The sequence below is a fragment of the Streptomyces sp. NBC_00988 genome, assembly GCF_045162645.1.
GTDB lineage: Bacteria > Actinomycetota > Actinomycetes > Streptomycetales > Streptomycetaceae > Streptomyces.
Map to the genome: position 1 here is coordinate 5973244 of NZ_CP108730.1, position 16998 is coordinate 5990241.

Sequence of the window (16998 nt, forward strand, 5' to 3'; positions counted from 1 at the left end):
CTCCCCACCCCACCCGCCCGTCGTGCCCACCGGCTGAGGTTGCGTTTCCCTGATGTCGAGTCACCACTCCGCGCCCGCGCGGGAACCAGCACGGCTACCGTCGTACTTCCAGGTGTTTCTGGACGACGGCGAAGGGGCGTACCCGGCATGAGTCCCGGAGACGAGCACGAGACCTCCGGCGGTTACGGCGGCACCGGCCAGACCCGCACCCGCCTGCCCCAGGGAACCGGCGGGGACATCTACGGAGGCGCCCGCCGCGGCGGCCGGTCGTCCTCCTCCAAAAGCCTCGTGACGGTGGTCGGGGTCGTCGTACTCCTCATCGCCGCGATCGCCTTCGCCAACCGCGGAGACGGCACTTCCTCCTCGAACAACGGCAGCACGTCAAGCGGTTCGAAGCCGGACGCCGCGTCCACGGCGGCGAGCGGGACGAAGCCGGTGGAGACGAACGCGAGCGGGATCCCGGCCGGGTTCGCGCACGACCAGCAGGGCGCGGAGAGCGCGGGGACCAACTACGCGACGGTGCTCGTCTCGGCCGACATCCTCAAGCCGGCCCGGCGCAGCGAGATCGTGCAGCAGGTCTTCGCCGCCGACAAGCAGACCGCGCTGCAGAACAGCCTCGACCGGGCCTACTCCAAGGACTTCCTGAGCAAGCTCGGCCTGGACGAGAACGGCAACGCGACCTCGGGCAACACCTACGTCTCCCGCACCGTGCCCATCGGCACCAAGGTCACGAGCTACTCGGACACCGCGGCCACGGTGGAGGTCTGGTGCACCGGGCTGTACGGCACGGCCGGCACGGCCTCGACCAACCCGGTGACCAGCGACTGGTTCACCCTGACGCTCCACCTGCGCTGGGCCGACACCGACTGGAAAGCCGACAGCTTCTCCCAGAAGGACGGCCCCGCCCCTGTCCCCGGTGACAACAAGGCATCGACCGCCGACGCCATGGCCAAGGCCGTTCAGGAGTACGGAGGGTTCACCTATGCCCGGTAAATCGGGTCGCGTACTCAAGGTCGCGGCCGCCCTCACCGCCGTACAGACCACCGCCGTGCTGTTGGCCACCCGCGCCGTCGCAGCCCCCACGCCGTCCCCCACGCCCTCCGGGAAGGCGGATTGCAGGCTCCTCGTCGGCGACGCCAAGGACATCTGCGAGACCGGCAAGGCCGGCACCGGCTCCGGGACCACCACCCCCAGCACCACCGACACCCTCGACCCCCTCTCCTCCCTGGGAAAGGGCTGCGCCGAAGCCGCCTCCTGGACCATCGACAAGCTCAGCGACGCGGTCAAAGAGACGGCGAACGTCGACTTCACGAACCCCAGGTTCCTTCAGCAGTACGCCGTCGTCTTCGCCGCGTCCACGATCCTCACCCTCCTCCTGTGGCTCCTCGCGGTAGCGAAGCGCGCGGTACGGGGCGTCCCCCTCACCACCGCGATCTCCGAGGCCATCGGCTTCCTCTGGCTCACGGTCATCGCCTCCGCGTTCACCCCCCTGATCCTGTACACGGTCGTCTCCGCCACGGACGGCATCACCGAGGTCCTCGCGAAAACCACCGGCAACCAGACGGACACCTTCTTCGGCAACTTCTCCGGCGCCCTCGCCAAGGGAAACAACATCGGCGGCGGCCCGATCATGCTGATCGTGGTCTCCCTGGTGTCGATCCTCGCCGCCGGCGTCCTCTGGCTGGAGCTCGTCATCCGCGCCGCCCTCCTCTACGTCGGCGCCCTCCTCGGCACCGTCGTCTACGCGGGCCTCGTCGACAAGAACCTGTGGGGCCACGTCCGCCGCTGGGCCGGCATCATGATCGCGGTGATCCTGGTCAAACCGGTCATCGTGATCGTGCTGGGCCTGGCCGGCGCGCTGTCCACCGCCGACGGCCCGGACTCGTTCTCCGCCGTCGTCTCCGGCCTCGCCATCATCCTGCTCGCCATCTTCGCCAGCGCGATGATCTACCGCTTCGTCCCCGGCTTCGGCGACGAGATCGCCGGCGGCCGCAACAACCGCATCATGCAGGGCGCCGAGGGCAAGGCCGCCGCGGTCATCAGCTCCCCGGCCACCATGGTCGCCCAGGGCATCAAGACCCACAGCGCCCGCACGAACGACGGCGGGGGCGGCCAGTCCTCGTCCGGCGGCGGCGCCCGCCCGTCCAACCCGGTCTCCGGCGGCGTCGCGGCCCACAGCAGCCGCCCGTCGAACGGCGGCGGCGGAGCCGTCCCCTCCGCCGCGCCCGCACCCCGCCAGAGCCCGGCGAACACCCCGCACGCCAGCAACGCCCGCAACAACCGCACGGGAGGTGAAGGGCGTTGACGACAGAGTCCCACCTGTCCCATCCGATCACGCCCCGCCGGACATATCTCATCGGCCGGGCCCGGCCGAACGCGATCGTCGGCAAGAATCGCGAGACCGGCGAGATCGCGCTCATCATCGTGGGCGCGTTCCTCGGCATGATGAGCGGACTCCTCGTCCCCGTCCTGTCCCTGCGCATCGTGCTGCTGACGGGCTTCCCGATGCTGGCGCTGATGGCGGTCTACGTGCCGTACAAGCGCCGTACGTTCTACAAGTGGTTCGAGATCAACCGCAGTTACAAGCGGACCCTGCGCAACGGCACGACGTACCGCTCCTCCGTCGTGGAGGCCGGCGTCCACCTCGACGGACGCGAGGTCGAGGTCGGCCCGCCGCCCGGGATCGGCCGGATCAACTGGCTGGCCGCCCCCTTCGGACCCGACGAGATCGCCGTACTGCTGCACGCCGACCGCCGTACGGTCACCGCGGCGATCGAGATCGAGGGACCGGGCGTCGGCCTGCGCGACAGCGAGGACCAGGAGGCCCTCGTCGACCGCTTCGGCACCCTCCTCAAGCACGTGGCGAACGGCGACGGCTTCGTCACCCGCATCCAGATGCTCGCCCGCACCCTGCCCGCGGACCCGGACGCGCACGCCAAGGACGTCGCCCAGCGCGGCGACGAGAAGTCACTGACCTGGCTGCAGCAGTCGTACGACCAACTGCAGTCGATGGTGTCCACCAGCAGCGAGCAGCACCGCGCCTACCTCGTCGCCTGCATGCACTTCACCCGCGAACTCTCCGCCGAGGCCCACGCGATGGCCCGCGCCTCCCGCCCCCACGCGGGCCGCAAGCTCGACCGCGACGCCGGCCTCGCGGTCGTCATGGCGCGTGAACTCACCGACATCTGCTCGCGGTTGCAGGAGGCGGACATCCGCGTACGGCAGCCGCTCGGCCAGGGCCGGCTCGCCTCGCTGATCCACTCCATGTACGACCCGGACCACCCCATCGACCACCTCCAGGCGATGACGAAGCGCAACGCCTGGCCTGCCGAACTCGACGCCATGGAACCGACGTTCCTCCAGGCGAAGACCCGTGAGTCGTCGACCCGCGAGCCGTGGTGCCACGCCACGGCCTGGGTGAAGGAGTGGCCGATGACCCCGGTGGGCGTCAACTTCCTTGCCCCGCTGCTGGTTCACACCCCGGACGTCATCCGCACGGTCGCCGTCACGATGGACCTCGAACCCACCGAGATCGCCATCGAGCGCATGCTGACCGAGAAGACGAACGACGAGGCCGACGCCTCCCGCGCCGCCAAGATGAACCGCACCGTCGACCCCCGTGACGTGGCCGCCCACGGCCGCATGGACCAGCGCGGCGAGGACCTGGCGAGCGGCGCGGCCGGCGTGAACCTGGTCGGCTACATCACCGTCTCCTCCCGCAACCCCGAGGCCCTCGCGCGCGACAAACGCACGATAAGGGCGTCCGCCGGCAAGTCGTATCTGAAGCTGGAGTGGTGCGACCGCGAGCACCACCGCGCGTTTGTGAACACACTGCCGTTCGCCACCGGCATCCGGAGGTAGGGCTCAGATGCGGGATCCGCTGTCCATCCTCACGGACGCCTTCACGTCCTTCCTCTTCGGAAAGATCGAGTCCACCCGCCTCCCGGTCCGCACCTCGACAGGCCAGGCCCAGGCGGTCTACCTGCCGACGGCCGCCCCCGGCCTGGGCGACTCGGGCGTCATCATCGGCCGCGAGGTCTACTCCGGCAAGGGCTACATCTACGACCCCTTCCAGCTCTACGGCCAGCAACTCCCCGCCCCCCACTGGCTGGTGCTGGGCGAGTCCGGCAACGGCAAGTCGGCCCTGGAGAAGACGTACGTCCTACGCCAACTGCGCTTCCGCGACCGCCAGGTGGTCGTCCTGGACGCCCAGGGCGAGGACGGCGTCGGCGAATGGAACCTGATCGCGGAGGAGTTGGGGATAACCCCCATCCGCCTGGACCCAACCGCCGCCCTGGACATGGGAATCCGCCTCAACCCCCTCGACCCGGCGATCACGACGACAGGCCAACTCGCCCTGCTCCGAACGATCATCGAGGTGGCGATGGGCCACGGACTCGACGAACGCTCGGGCTTCGCGCTGAAGGTGGCGCACGCCTACGTCAACGAGACGATCGTCGAACGCCAGCCGGTCCTCATGGACATCGTCGAGCAACTGCGCCACCCCGAACCGGAGTCGGCCGAGGCGATGAACGTCGCCATAGACGACGTACGGGCGTGGGGCCTGGACGTGGCCCTCGTCATCGACCGCCTGGTCGACGGCGACCTCCGCGGCATGTTCGACGGCCCGACGACGGTGGGCATCGACCTCGACGCCCCGCTCATCGTCTTCGACCTGTCCCACATCGACCGCAACTCCATCGCCATGCCCATCCTGATGGCGATCGTCGGCGTCTGGCTGGAACACACCTGGATCCGCCCCGACCGGAAGAAGCGCATCTTCCTGGTCGAGGAGGCCTGGCACATCATCAACAGCCCCTTCGTGGCCCAACTCTTCCAGCGCCTGCTGAAGTTCGGCCGCCGCCTGGGCCTGTCGTTCGTGGCGGTGGTCCACCACTTGTCGGACGTCGTCGACGGAGCGGCGGCGAAGGAGGCCGCGGCGATCCTGAAGATGGCGTCGACGCGAACGATCTACGCCCAGAAGGCGGACGAAGCACGCGCCACAGGACGGGTGTTGGGCCTGCCACGCTGGGCGGTGGAGATCATCCCCACCCTCACCCCCGGCATCGCGGTCTGGGACGTCAACGGCAACGTCCAGGTGGTCAAACACCTGATCACCGAGACGGAACGCCCCCTCGTCTTCACCGACCGCGCGATGACCCAGTCCTCCCGCGACCACGACCAGGAACTGACCGACGACGCCCTGCGCGCCGCCGAGTTGGAGGCCGAGGAACGCGCGGCGGCCTTCATGGAACAGCAGTTGAGCGATCTCGACGGCTCCTCCGAGTCCACGGTGGCGTGAACGGCGGTGGCATGACATGAGACCGGACGACGGTGGACGCGAGCGCCAAGGGGGCATCCCCGACGGCCTGTTGGTGAGCCTGCTCGCGTTCCTCATCGGCATGACGCTGCTGGTGTGGTCGGCGACGGGCCTGGCCGCCCTGTTCTCCAAGGGCGCCTGGCCGACCGGCGTGACCTTCGCCCGCACCCCGATGGCCATGCGCCACCTGATCGCCCAGCCGCACGACATCACCGGCGCCTGGCCCCAGTCCCCACCCGCCGAGTTCTCCGGCTACGGCCTCTTCTGGGGCCTGTTCATCGGCCAGTTGATGATCCTGGTCGTCCTGACGGTGTTCGTGATGGGCACACTGGCGAGATGGCGCGCGGTACGGGCCCGGAACCGGACAGAGCAGCCAGCACCGGAGGTCCACGAGGTACCGGCTCAGAGACCGGAGCCGCAACCTCAACCTCAACCTCAGCCAACGGCGCTCCTCGAACAGCCGCCGATTGCGGCGCCCCTCTCCTCAGCCTCTCCAGTCGGCGGTGATCGGGCGGGCGGGTGGGAAAGAATCTTCGTGGCACCGCCGGAAAGCCGCCACGCGACCGCAACCCAGGCCGTACGGGACGCGGAAGGCCCAACCCTCGTAGTCACCTCCAACTCCGCCGTCTGGCAGGACACCAAAGACGCCAGAGCCAAACTGGGCCCAGTCCTCCTCTACGACCCCGCCCACCTCTGCGACACCCCGGCCCGCCTCCACTGGTCCCCCACAACGGGCTGCGAGGACAAACAAACAGCGGTGAAGAGAGCCACGGCCCTCCTCACCCCGGTAAGACCCACGGCAAAGATCGACCAGGCAGTAGCGGACACGGCCGAGACACTCCTCCGCAGCTACCTGCACGCCGCCGCGATCGACGGCCGCACCATCCGCCACGTCCACCGCTGGTCCCAGGGCACCCAGATCCAGGACGCGGTAAGAATCCTCCGCACCAACCCCAAGGCAGCCCCCGGCGCGGCAGGCGAACTGGAGGCGGCACTCACGTCCCACCCCGAACGCCGGGACATCGCCCAGGAGTTGACGAGCCGCGCGCTCTCCTCCCTCTCCACGGTCAACATCCGCGAAGCCTGCACACCCAACAGAACTGACGCCCTCTCCTTGGATTCCTTCGCGAACGAAGGGGGCACGCTTTATCTGGTCGGTGAATCCATCGAGGACCCCCGTACGAACCCGGGCGCGATGCCTCTCCTCACCGCCCTCGCATCAAGCGTGGTCGAGCGCGGCCGGCACATGGCCGAACGGTCATCGGCCGGTCGCCTCGACCCACCAATGACGCTTGTCCTGGACGACGTCGCCGCCGTGGCCCCGCTCCCCCAACTCCCGGAACTCCTCGCCACAGGAGCGGACCGAGGCCTGCCGACCCTGGCCCTCCTCCGCTCCAGAGAACAGGCCAGGGCCCGCTGGCCCCACCACGAACTACCGGCCTAGCAAGGGGACTTACGACCCCTACAGCTACAGCCACGGCTACGGCCGCTCGACCACCATCTCCAGCTCACGCTCGTCCGAGTTCCCGCCCAACGGAACGACGACACCCGTGGGTATGAAACCGACCTTGCCGTAGAACCGCCGAGCCCGCTCGTTGTCCTCATGCACGATGAGCCGCACCCGCTCGACCCCACGCCCCCAGGCCCACTCAAGGGCAGCATCGAAGAGCACCTCGGTCAGCCCGATGCCCCGCACCTCCGGCCGCACGAACACCCCGACGATGTGCCCCTGCTTCCGCTCGACCGCGAAGCCGGCCCAGTCAACGGTCCCGGCCTCCTCAAGCAGCACGGTCACCGTCCCGACCCACTCCCCGTCGGGCCCCTCAGCAATGACCTGCTGAGCCTTTTCAGCACCTTCGGCTGCCCCTACGGCCCGCTCCTGATAGAAGGAGTCCGGCTGGGCCAGCGCCGTGTCGTAGGTCTCCAGGAAGGCAAGATGCGCGACGGGATCCCGCAGGGCGACGAGCCGCAGTTCCTTCGCCGCGGCCCACTCGTCGGCGCGTATCGAACGGATCTTGTAGTTCATGCCAGCCACGGTAGCCGAAACGCAGAAAACCCCCGTACCGAATTAACGGTACGGGGGTTTTCGCAATACTTGTTCGGCGGCGTCCTACTCTCCCACAGGGTCCCCCCTGCAGTACCATCGGCGCTGTAAGGCTTAGCTTCCGGGTTCGGAATGTAACCGGGCGTTTCCCTCACGCTATGACCACCGAAACACTATGAAACAGACAACCGCACCACACCCCGCATAACCCAGGGATGTGGGGTTGTTCGTGGTTTCAGAACCAACACAGTGGACGCGAGCAACTGAGGACAAGCCCTCGGCCTATTAGTACCGGTCACCTCCAGCGGTTACCCGCCTTCCAGATCCGGCCTATCAACCCAGTCGTCTACTGGGAGCCTTAACCCCTCAAGGGGGTGGGAACACTCATCTCGAAGCAGGCTTCCCGCTTAGATGCTTTCAGCGGTTATCCCTCCCGAACGTAGCCAACCAGCCATGCCCTTGGCAGAACAACTGGCACACCAGAGGTTCGTCCGTCCCGGTCCTCTCGTACTAGGGACAGCCCTTCTCAATGTTCCTGCGCGCGCAGCGGATAGGGACCGAACTGTCTCACGACGTTCTAAACCCAGCTCGCGTACCGCTTTAATGGGCGAACAGCCCAACCCTTGGGACCGACTCCAGCCCCAGGATGCGACGAGCCGACATCGAGGTGCCAAACCATCCCGTCGATATGGACTCTTGGGGAAGATCAGCCTGTTATCCCCGGGGTACCTTTTATCCGTTGAGCGACGGCGCTTCCACAAGCCACCGCCGGATCACTAGTCCCGACTTTCGTCCCTGCTCGACCCGTCGGTCTCACAGTCAAGCTCCCTTGTGCACTTACACTCAACACCTGATTGCCAACCAGGCTGAGGGAACCTTTGGGCGCCTCCGTTACTCTTTAGGAGGCAACCGCCCCAGTTAAACTACCCATCAGACACTGTCCCTGATCCGGATCACGGACCCAGGTTAGACATCCAGCACGACCAGACTGGTATTTCAACGACGACTCCCCCTGAACTGGCGTCCAGAGTTCACAGTCTCCCAGCTATCCTACACAAGCCGAACCGAACACCAATATCAAACTGTAGTAAAGGTCCCGGGGTCTTTCCGTCCTGCTGCGCGAAACGAGCATCTTTACTCGTAGTGCAATTTCACCGGGCCTATGGTTGAGACAGTCGAGAAGTCGTTACGCCATTCGTGCAGGTCGGAACTTACCCGACAAGGAATTTCGCTACCTTAGGATGGTTATAGTTACCACCGCCGTTTACTGGCGCTTAAGTTCTCAGCTTCGCCACCCCGAAGAGTGACTAACCGGTCCCCTTAACGTTCCAGCACCGGGCAGGCGTCAGTCCGTATACATCGCCTTACGGCTTCGCACGGACCTGTGTTTTTAGTAAACAGTCGCTTCTCGCTGGTCTCTGCGGCCACCCCCAGCTCAAGGAGTAAATCCTCTCACCGGTGATGGCCCCCCTTCTCCCGAAGTTACGGGGGCATTTTGCCGAGTTCCTTAACCATAGTTCACCCGAACGCCTCGGTATTCTCTACCTGACCACCTGAGTCGGTTTAGGGTACGGGCCGCCATGAAACTCGCTAGAGGCTTTTCTCGACAGCATAGGATCATCCACTTCACCACAATCGGCTCGGCATCAGGTCTCAGACTATGTGAGTGGCGGATTTGCCTACCACTCGTCCTACACCCTTACCCCGGGACAACCACCGCCCGGGATGGACTACCTTCCTGCGTCACCCCATCACTCACCTACTACCATCTTGGGCCGGCGGCTCCACCACTTTCCATTCCCCGAAGGGTCCGGAACGGCTTCACGGCCTTAGCATTAATGGGCTCGATGTTTGACGCTTCACAGCGGGTACCGGAATATCAACCGGTTATCCATCGACTACGCCTGTCGGCCTCGCCTTAGGTCCCGACTTACCCTGGGCAGATCAGCTTGACCCAGGAACCCTTAGTCAATCGGCGCACACGTTTCTCACGTGTGTATCGCTACTCATGCCTGCATTCTCACTCGTGAACCGTCCACCACTAGCTTCCGCTGCGGCTTCACCCGGCACACGACGCTCCCCTACCCATCCCAGCAGGCGTTGGCCCTATTGCTGGAATGACACGACTTCGGCGGTACGCTTGAGCCCCGCTACATTGTCGGCGCGGAATCACTAGACCAGTGAGCTATTACGCACTCTTTCAAGGGTGGCTGCTTCTAAGCCAACCTCCTGGTTGTCTCTGCGACTCCACATCCTTTCCCACTTAGCGTACGCTTAGGGGCCTTAGTCGATGCTCTGGGCTGTTTCCCTCTCGACCATGGAGCTTATCCCCCACAGTCTCACTGCCGTGCTCTCACTTACCGGCATTCGGAGTTTGGCTAAGGTCAGTAACCCGGTAGGGCCCATCGCCTATCCAGTGCTCTACCTCCGGCAAGAAACACACGACGCTGCACCTAAATGCATTTCGGGGAGAACCAGCTATCACGGAGTTTGATTGGCCTTTCACCCCTAACCACAGGTCATCCCCCAGGTTTTCAACCCTGGTGGGTTCGGTCCTCCACGAAGTCTTACCTCCGCTTCAACCTGCCCATGGCTAGATCACTCCGCTTCGGGTCTTGAGCGCGCTACTAAATCGCCCTATTCGGACTCGCTTTCGCTACGGCTTCCCCACACGGGTTAACCTCGCAACACACCGCAAACTCGCAGGCTCATTCTTCAAAAGGCACGCAGTCACGACGCACCAAGTAAACTTGATGCGCGACGCTCCCACGGCTTGTAGGCACACGGTTTCAGGTACTATTTCACTCCGCTCCCGCGGTACTTTTCACCATTCCCTCACGGTACTATCCGCTATCGGTCACCAGGGAATATTTAGGCTTAGCGGGTGGTCCCGCCAGATTCACACGGGATTTCTCGGGCCCCGTGCTACTTGGGTGTCTCTCAAACGAGCCGTTGACGTTTCGACTACGGGGGTCTTACCCTCTACGCCGGACCTTTCGCATGTCCTTCGCCTACATCAACGGTTTCTGACTCGTCTCACAGCCGGCAGACTGTGAAAGAGAGATCCCACAACCCCGTACACGCAACCCCTGCCGGGTCTCACACGTATACGGTTTGGCCTCATCCGGTTTCGCTCGCCACTACTCCCGGAATCACGGTTGTTTTCTCTTCCTGCGGGTACTGAGATGTTTCACTTCCCCGCGTTCCCTCCACTTGCCCTATGTGTTCAGGCAAGGGTGACAGCCCATGACGACTGCCGGGTTTCCCCATTCGGAAACCCCCGGATCAAAGCCTGGTTGACGACTCCCCGGGGACTATCGTGGCCTCCCACGTCCTTCATCGGTTCCTGGTGCCAAGGCATCCACCGTGCGCCCTTAAAAACTTGGCCACAGATGCTCGCGTCCACTGTGCAGTTCTCAAACAACGACCAACCACCCATCACCCTGCCCTACTGGGCAAGTTCACTGGGGTCGGCACTGAAGGCAGCCTCTCGGCCGTGCCCTCAGACACCCAACAGCGTGCCCGGCACCATCGCCACTCATGATCAGCTTTCCACGCCCCGAAGAGCAGTACTCGCAGCCAAGAGATGACCGACAGTGCCGAATAATCAACGTTCCACCCTTGAGCAACCACCGTCGGACATCTGCCGACGTAATGGCCCTGGACCACCAAGCGAACTTGGCGGCCTAGATGCTCCTTAGAAAGGAGGTGATCCAGCCGCACCTTCCGGTACGGCTACCTTGTTACGACTTCGTCCCAATCGCCAGTCCCACCTTCGACAGCTCCCTCCCCACAAGGGGGTTGGGCCACCGGCTTCGGGTGTTACCGACTTTCGTGACGTGACGGGCGGTGTGTACAAGGCCCGGGAACGTATTCACCGCAGCAATGCTGATCTGCGATTACTAGCAACTCCGACTTCATGGGGTCGAGTTGCAGACCCCAATCCGAACTGAGACCGGCTTTTTGAGATTCGCTCCACCTCACGGTATCGCAGCTCATTGTACCGGCCATTGTAGCACGTGTGCAGCCCAAGACATAAGGGGCATGATGACTTGACGTCGTCCCCACCTTCCTCCGAGTTGACCCCGGCGGTCTCCTGTGAGTCCCCGTCACCCCGAAGGGCACGCTGGCAACACAGGACAAGGGTTGCGCTCGTTGCGGGACTTAACCCAACATCTCACGACACGAGCTGACGACAGCCATGCACCACCTGTACACCGACCACAAGGGGGGCACTATCTCTAATGCTTTCCGGTGTATGTCAAGCCTTGGTAAGGTTCTTCGCGTTGCGTCGAATTAAGCCACATGCTCCGCTGCTTGTGCGGGCCCCCGTCAATTCCTTTGAGTTTTAGCCTTGCGGCCGTACTCCCCAGGCGGGGAACTTAATGCGTTAGCTGCGGCACCGACGACGTGGAATGTCGCCAACACCTAGTTCCCACCGTTTACGGCGTGGACTACCAGGGTATCTAATCCTGTTCGCTCCCCACGCTTTCGCTCCTCAGCGTCAGTAATGGCCCAGAGATCCGCCTTCGCCACCGGTGTTCCTCCTGATATCTGCGCATTTCACCGCTACACCAGGAATTCCGATCTCCCCTACCACACTCTAGCTAGCCCGTATCGAATGCAGACCCGGGGTTAAGCCCCGGGCTTTCACACCCGACGTGACAAGCCGCCTACGAGCTCTTTACGCCCAATAATTCCGGACAACGCTTGCGCCCTACGTATTACCGCGGCTGCTGGCACGTAGTTAGCCGGCGCTTCTTCTGCAGGTACCGTCACTTGCGCTTCTTCCCTGCTGAAAGAGGTTTACAACCCGAAGGCCGTCATCCCTCACGCGGCGTCGCTGCATCAGGCTTTCGCCCATTGTGCAATATTCCCCACTGCTGCCTCCCGTAGGAGTCTGGGCCGTGTCTCAGTCCCAGTGTGGCCGGTCGCCCTCTCAGGCCGGCTACCCGTCGTCGCCTTGGTGAGCCATTACCTCACCAACAAGCTGATAGGCCGCGGGCTCATCCTGCACCGCCGGAGCTTTTAACCCCCACACATGAGTGCAGGAGTATTATCCGGTATTAGACCCCGTTTCCAGGGCTTGTCCCAGAGTGCAGGGCAGATTGCCCACGTGTTACTCACCCGTTCGCCACTAATCCCCACCGAAGTGGTTCATCGTTCGACTTGCATGTGTTAAGCACGCCGCCAGCGTTCGTCCTGAGCCAGGATCAAACTCTCCGTGAATGTCTTCCCGTAATCGGGAACGACACACACGAGAGCGGAACAGTCAGGCGGAATAAGCCCGACCGTTCACAGCGTCCTCGCTGTATGTTTTCTTCAAAGGAACCACGCCCCAGACATCAGACGATGACTGGAGACGGGGTATCAACATATCTGGCGTTGATTTTTGGCACGCTGTTGAGTTCTCAAGGAACGGACGCTTCCTTTGTACTCACCCTCTCGGGCTTTCCTCCGGGCTTTTCCCTTCGGTCTTGCGTTTCCGACTCTATCAGACCGTTTCCGGTCCCGATTTCCTCGGTGCTTTCCAGGTTTCCGCTTCCGCGTTTCCCTTTCCGGCGGTTCCGACTCTATCAGATCCTTTCGGGCCTGACTCCCAGTCAGAGTGGGCTGCCATCCCGGCCCTTGGGCCGTTCCGACGTCTCAAACCTTAGCCGATTCCCCCGGCGGAGTTCCAATCGAGGCCCAGTGACCTGATCGAACAACAGCCGAGCCCAAATCGAATTGAATTCGGGCACGCCGAAATCAATCCCGTTGGGAGATCGTGCGGTTGGTTTGGGTTGCCGCTGTCGCGGCGGAGGTACTGCCGGAGAACCGTTACGGCTCGGCGGCAACCCGAAGAACTTTACGGATCGAGCAGGGGGCTGTCAAGCACCCTCTGTCAAGATCTTTTATTCGAGGTCGCTGAGCCGTCCGCCAGCGTCCGGCTGGGCGTGCTCCACCCTACGCAGCAGGCGGGTCAGGACCTCCCCGAGGACTGTGCGCTCCACCGGGGAGAGGTCCTGGAGGAGGTCCTCCTCGAAGACCGTCGCCATGCGCATCGCCTCCAACCACTTGCCGCGGCCCTCGGGCGTCAGCTCGACGATCACACGGACGCGGTTGGACTCGTCCCGCTCCCTGGTGACCAGCCCCTCGGTGACCATGCGGTCGATCCGGTGGGTCATCGCGGCCGGCGTGAGGCCGAGGCGCTTGGCGAGGTCGCTCGGGCCCATCCGATAGGGGGCGCCGGCGAGGACCAGGGCCTTGAGGACCTCCCACTCGGCGCTGCTCATGCCGAGGTTCGCGGTCTGGCGGCCGTAGGCGACGTTCATGCGGCGGTTCAGGCGGCCCAGGGCCGAGACGATTTTCTCGACCTGGGGGTCGAGGTCCTTGAACTCGCGCTGGTAGGCGGCGATCTGCTCGTCGAGTGTCGGTTCGCCCATGGGCATGAGTATCGCACGGGTTCGCTTGGCGTTGAAGTCCTTCTAGATGTACTGTTTAGCTTCGAAGTCTTCGGCACTAAGAAGTACCGATGGCGACCAACTACCTGATTGAGGTGACCGTGACCAGGGCGATGGGCGCAGCGATGCGCCGGATCCACGTGGGAAACGCACTCAGCGCGTTCGGGCTCGGCTTCACCGTCCCCTACCTGTACGTCTATGTGGCGCAGGTGCGGGGTCTGGGAGCCATGACGGCGGGTCTCGTGCTCGCCGTCTTCGCCGTGGCCGCGTTGATCGTGCTGCCGTTCGCCGGGCGGGCCATCGTCCGGCGCGGTCCCCGACCGGTTCTCCTCGTCGCCCTGGTTCTGGCCGCCGTAGGGTCGATGAGTCTGGGGCTGGCGGGGAGTGCGACCGCTGTGTTGCTGTCGGCTGCCGCGCTCGGGGCCGGGCAGGCCGTGATGCAGCCGGCGCTCGCCACGATGATCGTGGACTGTTCTACGGCGGACACGCGCTCGCGTGCCTTTGCCATGCAGTTCTTTCTGCAGAACCTCGGGCTCGGTGTCGGCGGGCTCATCGGCGGTCATCTGGTCGACACGACCAGCGCGTCCTCGTTCACGCTGCTCTTCGGGATCGAGTCGGCGATGTTCCTGGTGCTCGCCGGTGTGATGGCGACCGTGCGGATGCCGCATTCGCCGGTCATCGGTGACGCGCCCGCGCGGTCGTCCGCCAAGGGTGCCTGGAAGCAACTGCTGGGCAACCGGGCCATGGTGCAGCTGAGCGTGCTCGGCTTCGTGCTGTTCTTCGCCTGCTACGGGCAGTTCGAGTCGGGGCTCAGTGCGTACGGGGTCGAGGCCGCCGGTATCTCGACGTCCGCGCTCGGTACGGCGCTGGCCGCTAACACCGCGATGATCGTCGTCGCGCAGTTCGCGGTGCTGAAGTTCGTCGAGCGGCGTCGGCGCTCGCGCGTGATCGCGGCCGTAGGAATGATCTGGGCCTTGGCGTGGGTCACGGCCGGGTTCGCGGGGCTCGGGCACGGGAGTCAGGAGATGGCTACGGCGGCCTTCGTGTCGACGTACGCGCTGTTCGGGCTCGGGGAGGCGATGTTGTCGCCGACCGTCGCTCCGCTGGTGGCCGATCTGGCGCCGGAGGGGATGGCCGGGCAGTACAACTCGGCCTTCGCCCTCGTCAAGCAGCTCGCGCTGGCTGTCGGGCCCGCGGTGGGCGGGCCGCTCGGGGCCTCGCTGCCCGGCCCGTACGTCGTGACGTTCTTCTTGTTCTCGCTGGGGATCAGTCTGCTCGCCGTGAAGTTGGGGCGGCAGTTGACCGCCGTACAGGATCAGCCGTGGCGGGCGAAGGGGAGTCTGGTCGGCGCTCGCGGGAGTGTGGAGCCCGTAGGGGTCGAGGCGTAGGTCACGCCGGGGGCGTCTTGGGGAGTACGAACTCGCACCAGACGGCCTTGCCTCCGCCGGGGGTGCGGCGGGAGCCCCAGGTGGAGGCGATCGTGGCGACGATCGCGATGCCCCGGCCGGACTCGTCGGCCGGTTCCGCGCGGCGGCGGCGCGGGAGGTGGTCGTCGCCGTCCGTGACCTCGACGATGAGGCGGCGGTCCGTGCGGCGCAGGCGTAGGCGCATGGGCGGGGTGCCGTGCTGGAGGCTGTTGGCGACCAGCTCGCTTGCCGCCAGGACGCCCAGGTCGTGGAGTTCGGTGGGGAAGCGCCAGCTGGTGAGGACTCCGGAGGCGAACGCACGCGCGCGTGGGGCCGCTTCCACTCCGCCGAGCAGCTCCAGGGCCGCGTTGCGGAAGAGGTCGCCGGCCGGGCCGGTGCGGGCCGGGTGGCGGACGACCAGGACGGCGACGTCGTCGTCGTGGTCCGCGGTGACGCCGAGCGAGCGGACCAGGCGGTCGCAGACGACCTGGGGGGTGCCGGTGGCGCCGGCCAGGGCGCGCTCCAGGGAGGCGATTCCCTCGTCGAGGTCCTCGTCCCGGCGTTCCACCAGGCCGTCCGTGTAGAGGACCGCCGTAGAGCCGGGGCTGAGGGGGATCGAGCCCGAGGAGTGGATCCAGCCGCCGGTGCCGAGCGGGGGGCCGGTGGGTTCGTCGGCGCGCTGGACCGCGCCCGTCTCGTCGCGGACGAGGATCGGGAGGTGGCCGGCCGAGGCGTAGACCAGGCGGCCCTCGTTCGGGTCGAAGATGGCGTACACGCAGGTGGCGATCTGGTTCGCGTCGATCTCCGTGGCGAGGCCGTCCAGGAGCTGGAGGATCTCGTGCGGGGGCAGGTCGAGGCGGGCGTACGCGCGGACGGCGGTGCGGAGTTGGCCCATGACGGCCGCCGCGCGGACGCCTCGGCCCATGACGTCGCCGATGACCAGGGCGGTGCGGCCGCCGCCGAGGGTGATCACGTCGTACCAGTCGCCGCCGACCGCCGCCTCGGTGCCGCCGGGCTGGTAGGTGGCGGCGATGCGCAGGTCGTCGGGCTCCTCCAGCTCCTGGGGGAGCAGGGAGCGCTGCAGGGTTACCGCTGTCTCGCGCTGGCGGCGTTCGCTGGCGCGCAGGCGTTCGGCGGCCTCGGCGTGGTCGGTGACGTCGGTGGCGAAGATCAGGACGCCGCCCTCGGCGCTGTCGGCGCTCACGGCGACCGGGGTGCACGTGAACGTGTACGAGCGGCCGCCGGGTGCCTTGCGGGACTTGAGGGTGCGGGGCTTGCCGCTGCGCAGGACCTGGTCCAGGAGCGGGAGCAGGCCGAGCTCGTCCAGCTCGGGGAGCGCCTCGCGGGCCGGTGCGCCCAGGGGGCGGGTGCCGAAGGCGGCCACGTAGGCGTCGTTGACGTACGCGATGCGCTGGTCGGGGCCGTGCACGAGGGCGACGAGGGCCGGGACGCGGTCGAGGACCTCGCGGACGGGCAGGTCGTCGACGGCGGGGACCGGCGGCGGCTCGTCGGTGAGCTGCTCGGCGCGGGCCGCGGGCACGGAGCCTTCTCCCCGCCGGTCCGGGGTGACCGTGTGGTCGGTCCGCGCTGCGGCGCGGCGCTGCGTTCCGGGGAGCCGGGCGCTCCAGCGCGTGAAGTTCACGAATCCTTGCCTCGTGTAGGTGTTGTCGGCCCGCTCCGGACCCTGCCGGGGGTCCGGGGGTTGGCCCCCCGGGGGATGCAGCACAGTGGGGAAAGCCTCTTGGGTGAGAAGGGCGGGCGTGGGCCCGCCCGAAGTCGTGGACC

The 16998-nt window shown here is 65.6% G+C and carries 9 protein-coding genes and 3 rRNA genes; 6 read left to right on the plus strand and 6 right to left on the minus strand.

Going from position 1 to position 16998, the window contains the following annotated elements:
* Positions 1-147: 147 nt before the first annotated feature.
* The 5 genes from OG496_RS27305 to OG496_RS27325 are packed head-to-tail and all read left to right on the plus strand — an operon-like array spanning position 148 to position 6764.
* On the plus strand, positions 148-993 hold the full coding sequence (locus OG496_RS27305; RefSeq protein ID WP_405972755.1) for a hypothetical protein: 846 nt from the start codon (positions 148-150) through the stop codon (positions 991-993).
* Positions 983-2305 (plus strand): hypothetical protein, encoded by a 1323-nt coding sequence (locus tag OG496_RS27310; RefSeq protein ID WP_405972756.1) that lies wholly within the window; start codon positions 983-985, stop codon positions 2303-2305. Before OG496_RS27305 ends, OG496_RS27310 begins: the two co-directional genes overlap by 11 nt.
* Positions 2302-3861 (plus strand): SCO6880 family protein, encoded by a 1560-nt coding sequence (locus OG496_RS27315; protein WP_366496559.1) that lies wholly within the window; start codon positions 2302-2304, stop codon positions 3859-3861. The genes OG496_RS27310 and OG496_RS27315 overlap by 4 nt, the downstream gene beginning before the upstream one ends.
* Before the next feature lie 7 nt (positions 3862-3868).
* Complete coding sequence (locus OG496_RS27320) at positions 3869-5302, plus strand: ATP-binding protein (RefSeq protein WP_366496558.1); 1434 nt, start codon at positions 3869-3871, stop codon at positions 5300-5302.
* A 16-nt stretch (positions 5303-5318) separates the two neighbouring features.
* Positions 5319-6764, plus strand: coding sequence for a type IV secretory system conjugative DNA transfer family protein (locus OG496_RS27325; protein WP_405972757.1), 1446 nt, complete (start codon positions 5319-5321; stop codon positions 6762-6764).
* A 36-nt stretch (positions 6765-6800) separates the two neighbouring features.
* Here OG496_RS27325 and OG496_RS27330 read toward each other — a convergent pair whose 3' ends face one another.
* From OG496_RS27330 to OG496_RS27350, 5 genes are all read right to left on the minus strand, one after another.
* A complete protein-coding gene (locus tag OG496_RS27330; RefSeq protein WP_366496556.1) occupies positions 6801-7346 on the minus strand; it encodes a GNAT family N-acetyltransferase in 546 nt (181 codons plus the stop codon).
* 71 nt (positions 7347-7417) lie between these two features.
* Positions 7418-7534: ribosomal RNA gene (gene rrf / locus OG496_RS27335) — 5S ribosomal RNA — on the minus strand.
* A gap of 95 nt (positions 7535-7629) precedes the next feature.
* A 23S ribosomal RNA gene (locus tag OG496_RS27340) occupies positions 7630-10752 on the minus strand.
* Between the two features lie 313 nt (positions 10753-11065).
* Positions 11066-12593, minus strand: a 16S ribosomal RNA gene (locus OG496_RS27345).
* Together the 16S, 23S and 5S rRNA genes form the textbook arrangement of a ribosomal RNA operon.
* Before the next feature lie 665 nt (positions 12594-13258).
* On the minus strand, positions 13259-13789 hold the full coding sequence (locus OG496_RS27350; RefSeq protein WP_366499175.1) for a MarR family transcriptional regulator: 531 nt from the start codon (positions 13787-13789) through the stop codon (positions 13259-13261).
* A gap of 89 nt (positions 13790-13878) precedes the next feature.
* On the opposite strand from OG496_RS27350, the gene OG496_RS27355 reads away from it, so the two are divergent.
* Positions 13879-15195 carry an MFS transporter gene (locus tag OG496_RS27355; RefSeq protein WP_405972758.1) on the plus strand — a complete coding sequence of 439 codons (1317 nt, stop codon included), beginning with the start codon at positions 13879-13881 and terminating at the stop codon, positions 15193-15195.
* Between the two features lies 1 nt (position 15196).
* On the opposite strand, the gene OG496_RS27360 is transcribed toward OG496_RS27355, so the two are convergent.
* Positions 15197-16855, minus strand: coding sequence for a SpoIIE family protein phosphatase (locus tag OG496_RS27360; protein ID WP_399398326.1), 1659 nt, complete (start codon positions 16853-16855; stop codon positions 15197-15199).
* Positions 16856-16998 lie beyond the last annotated feature (143 nt).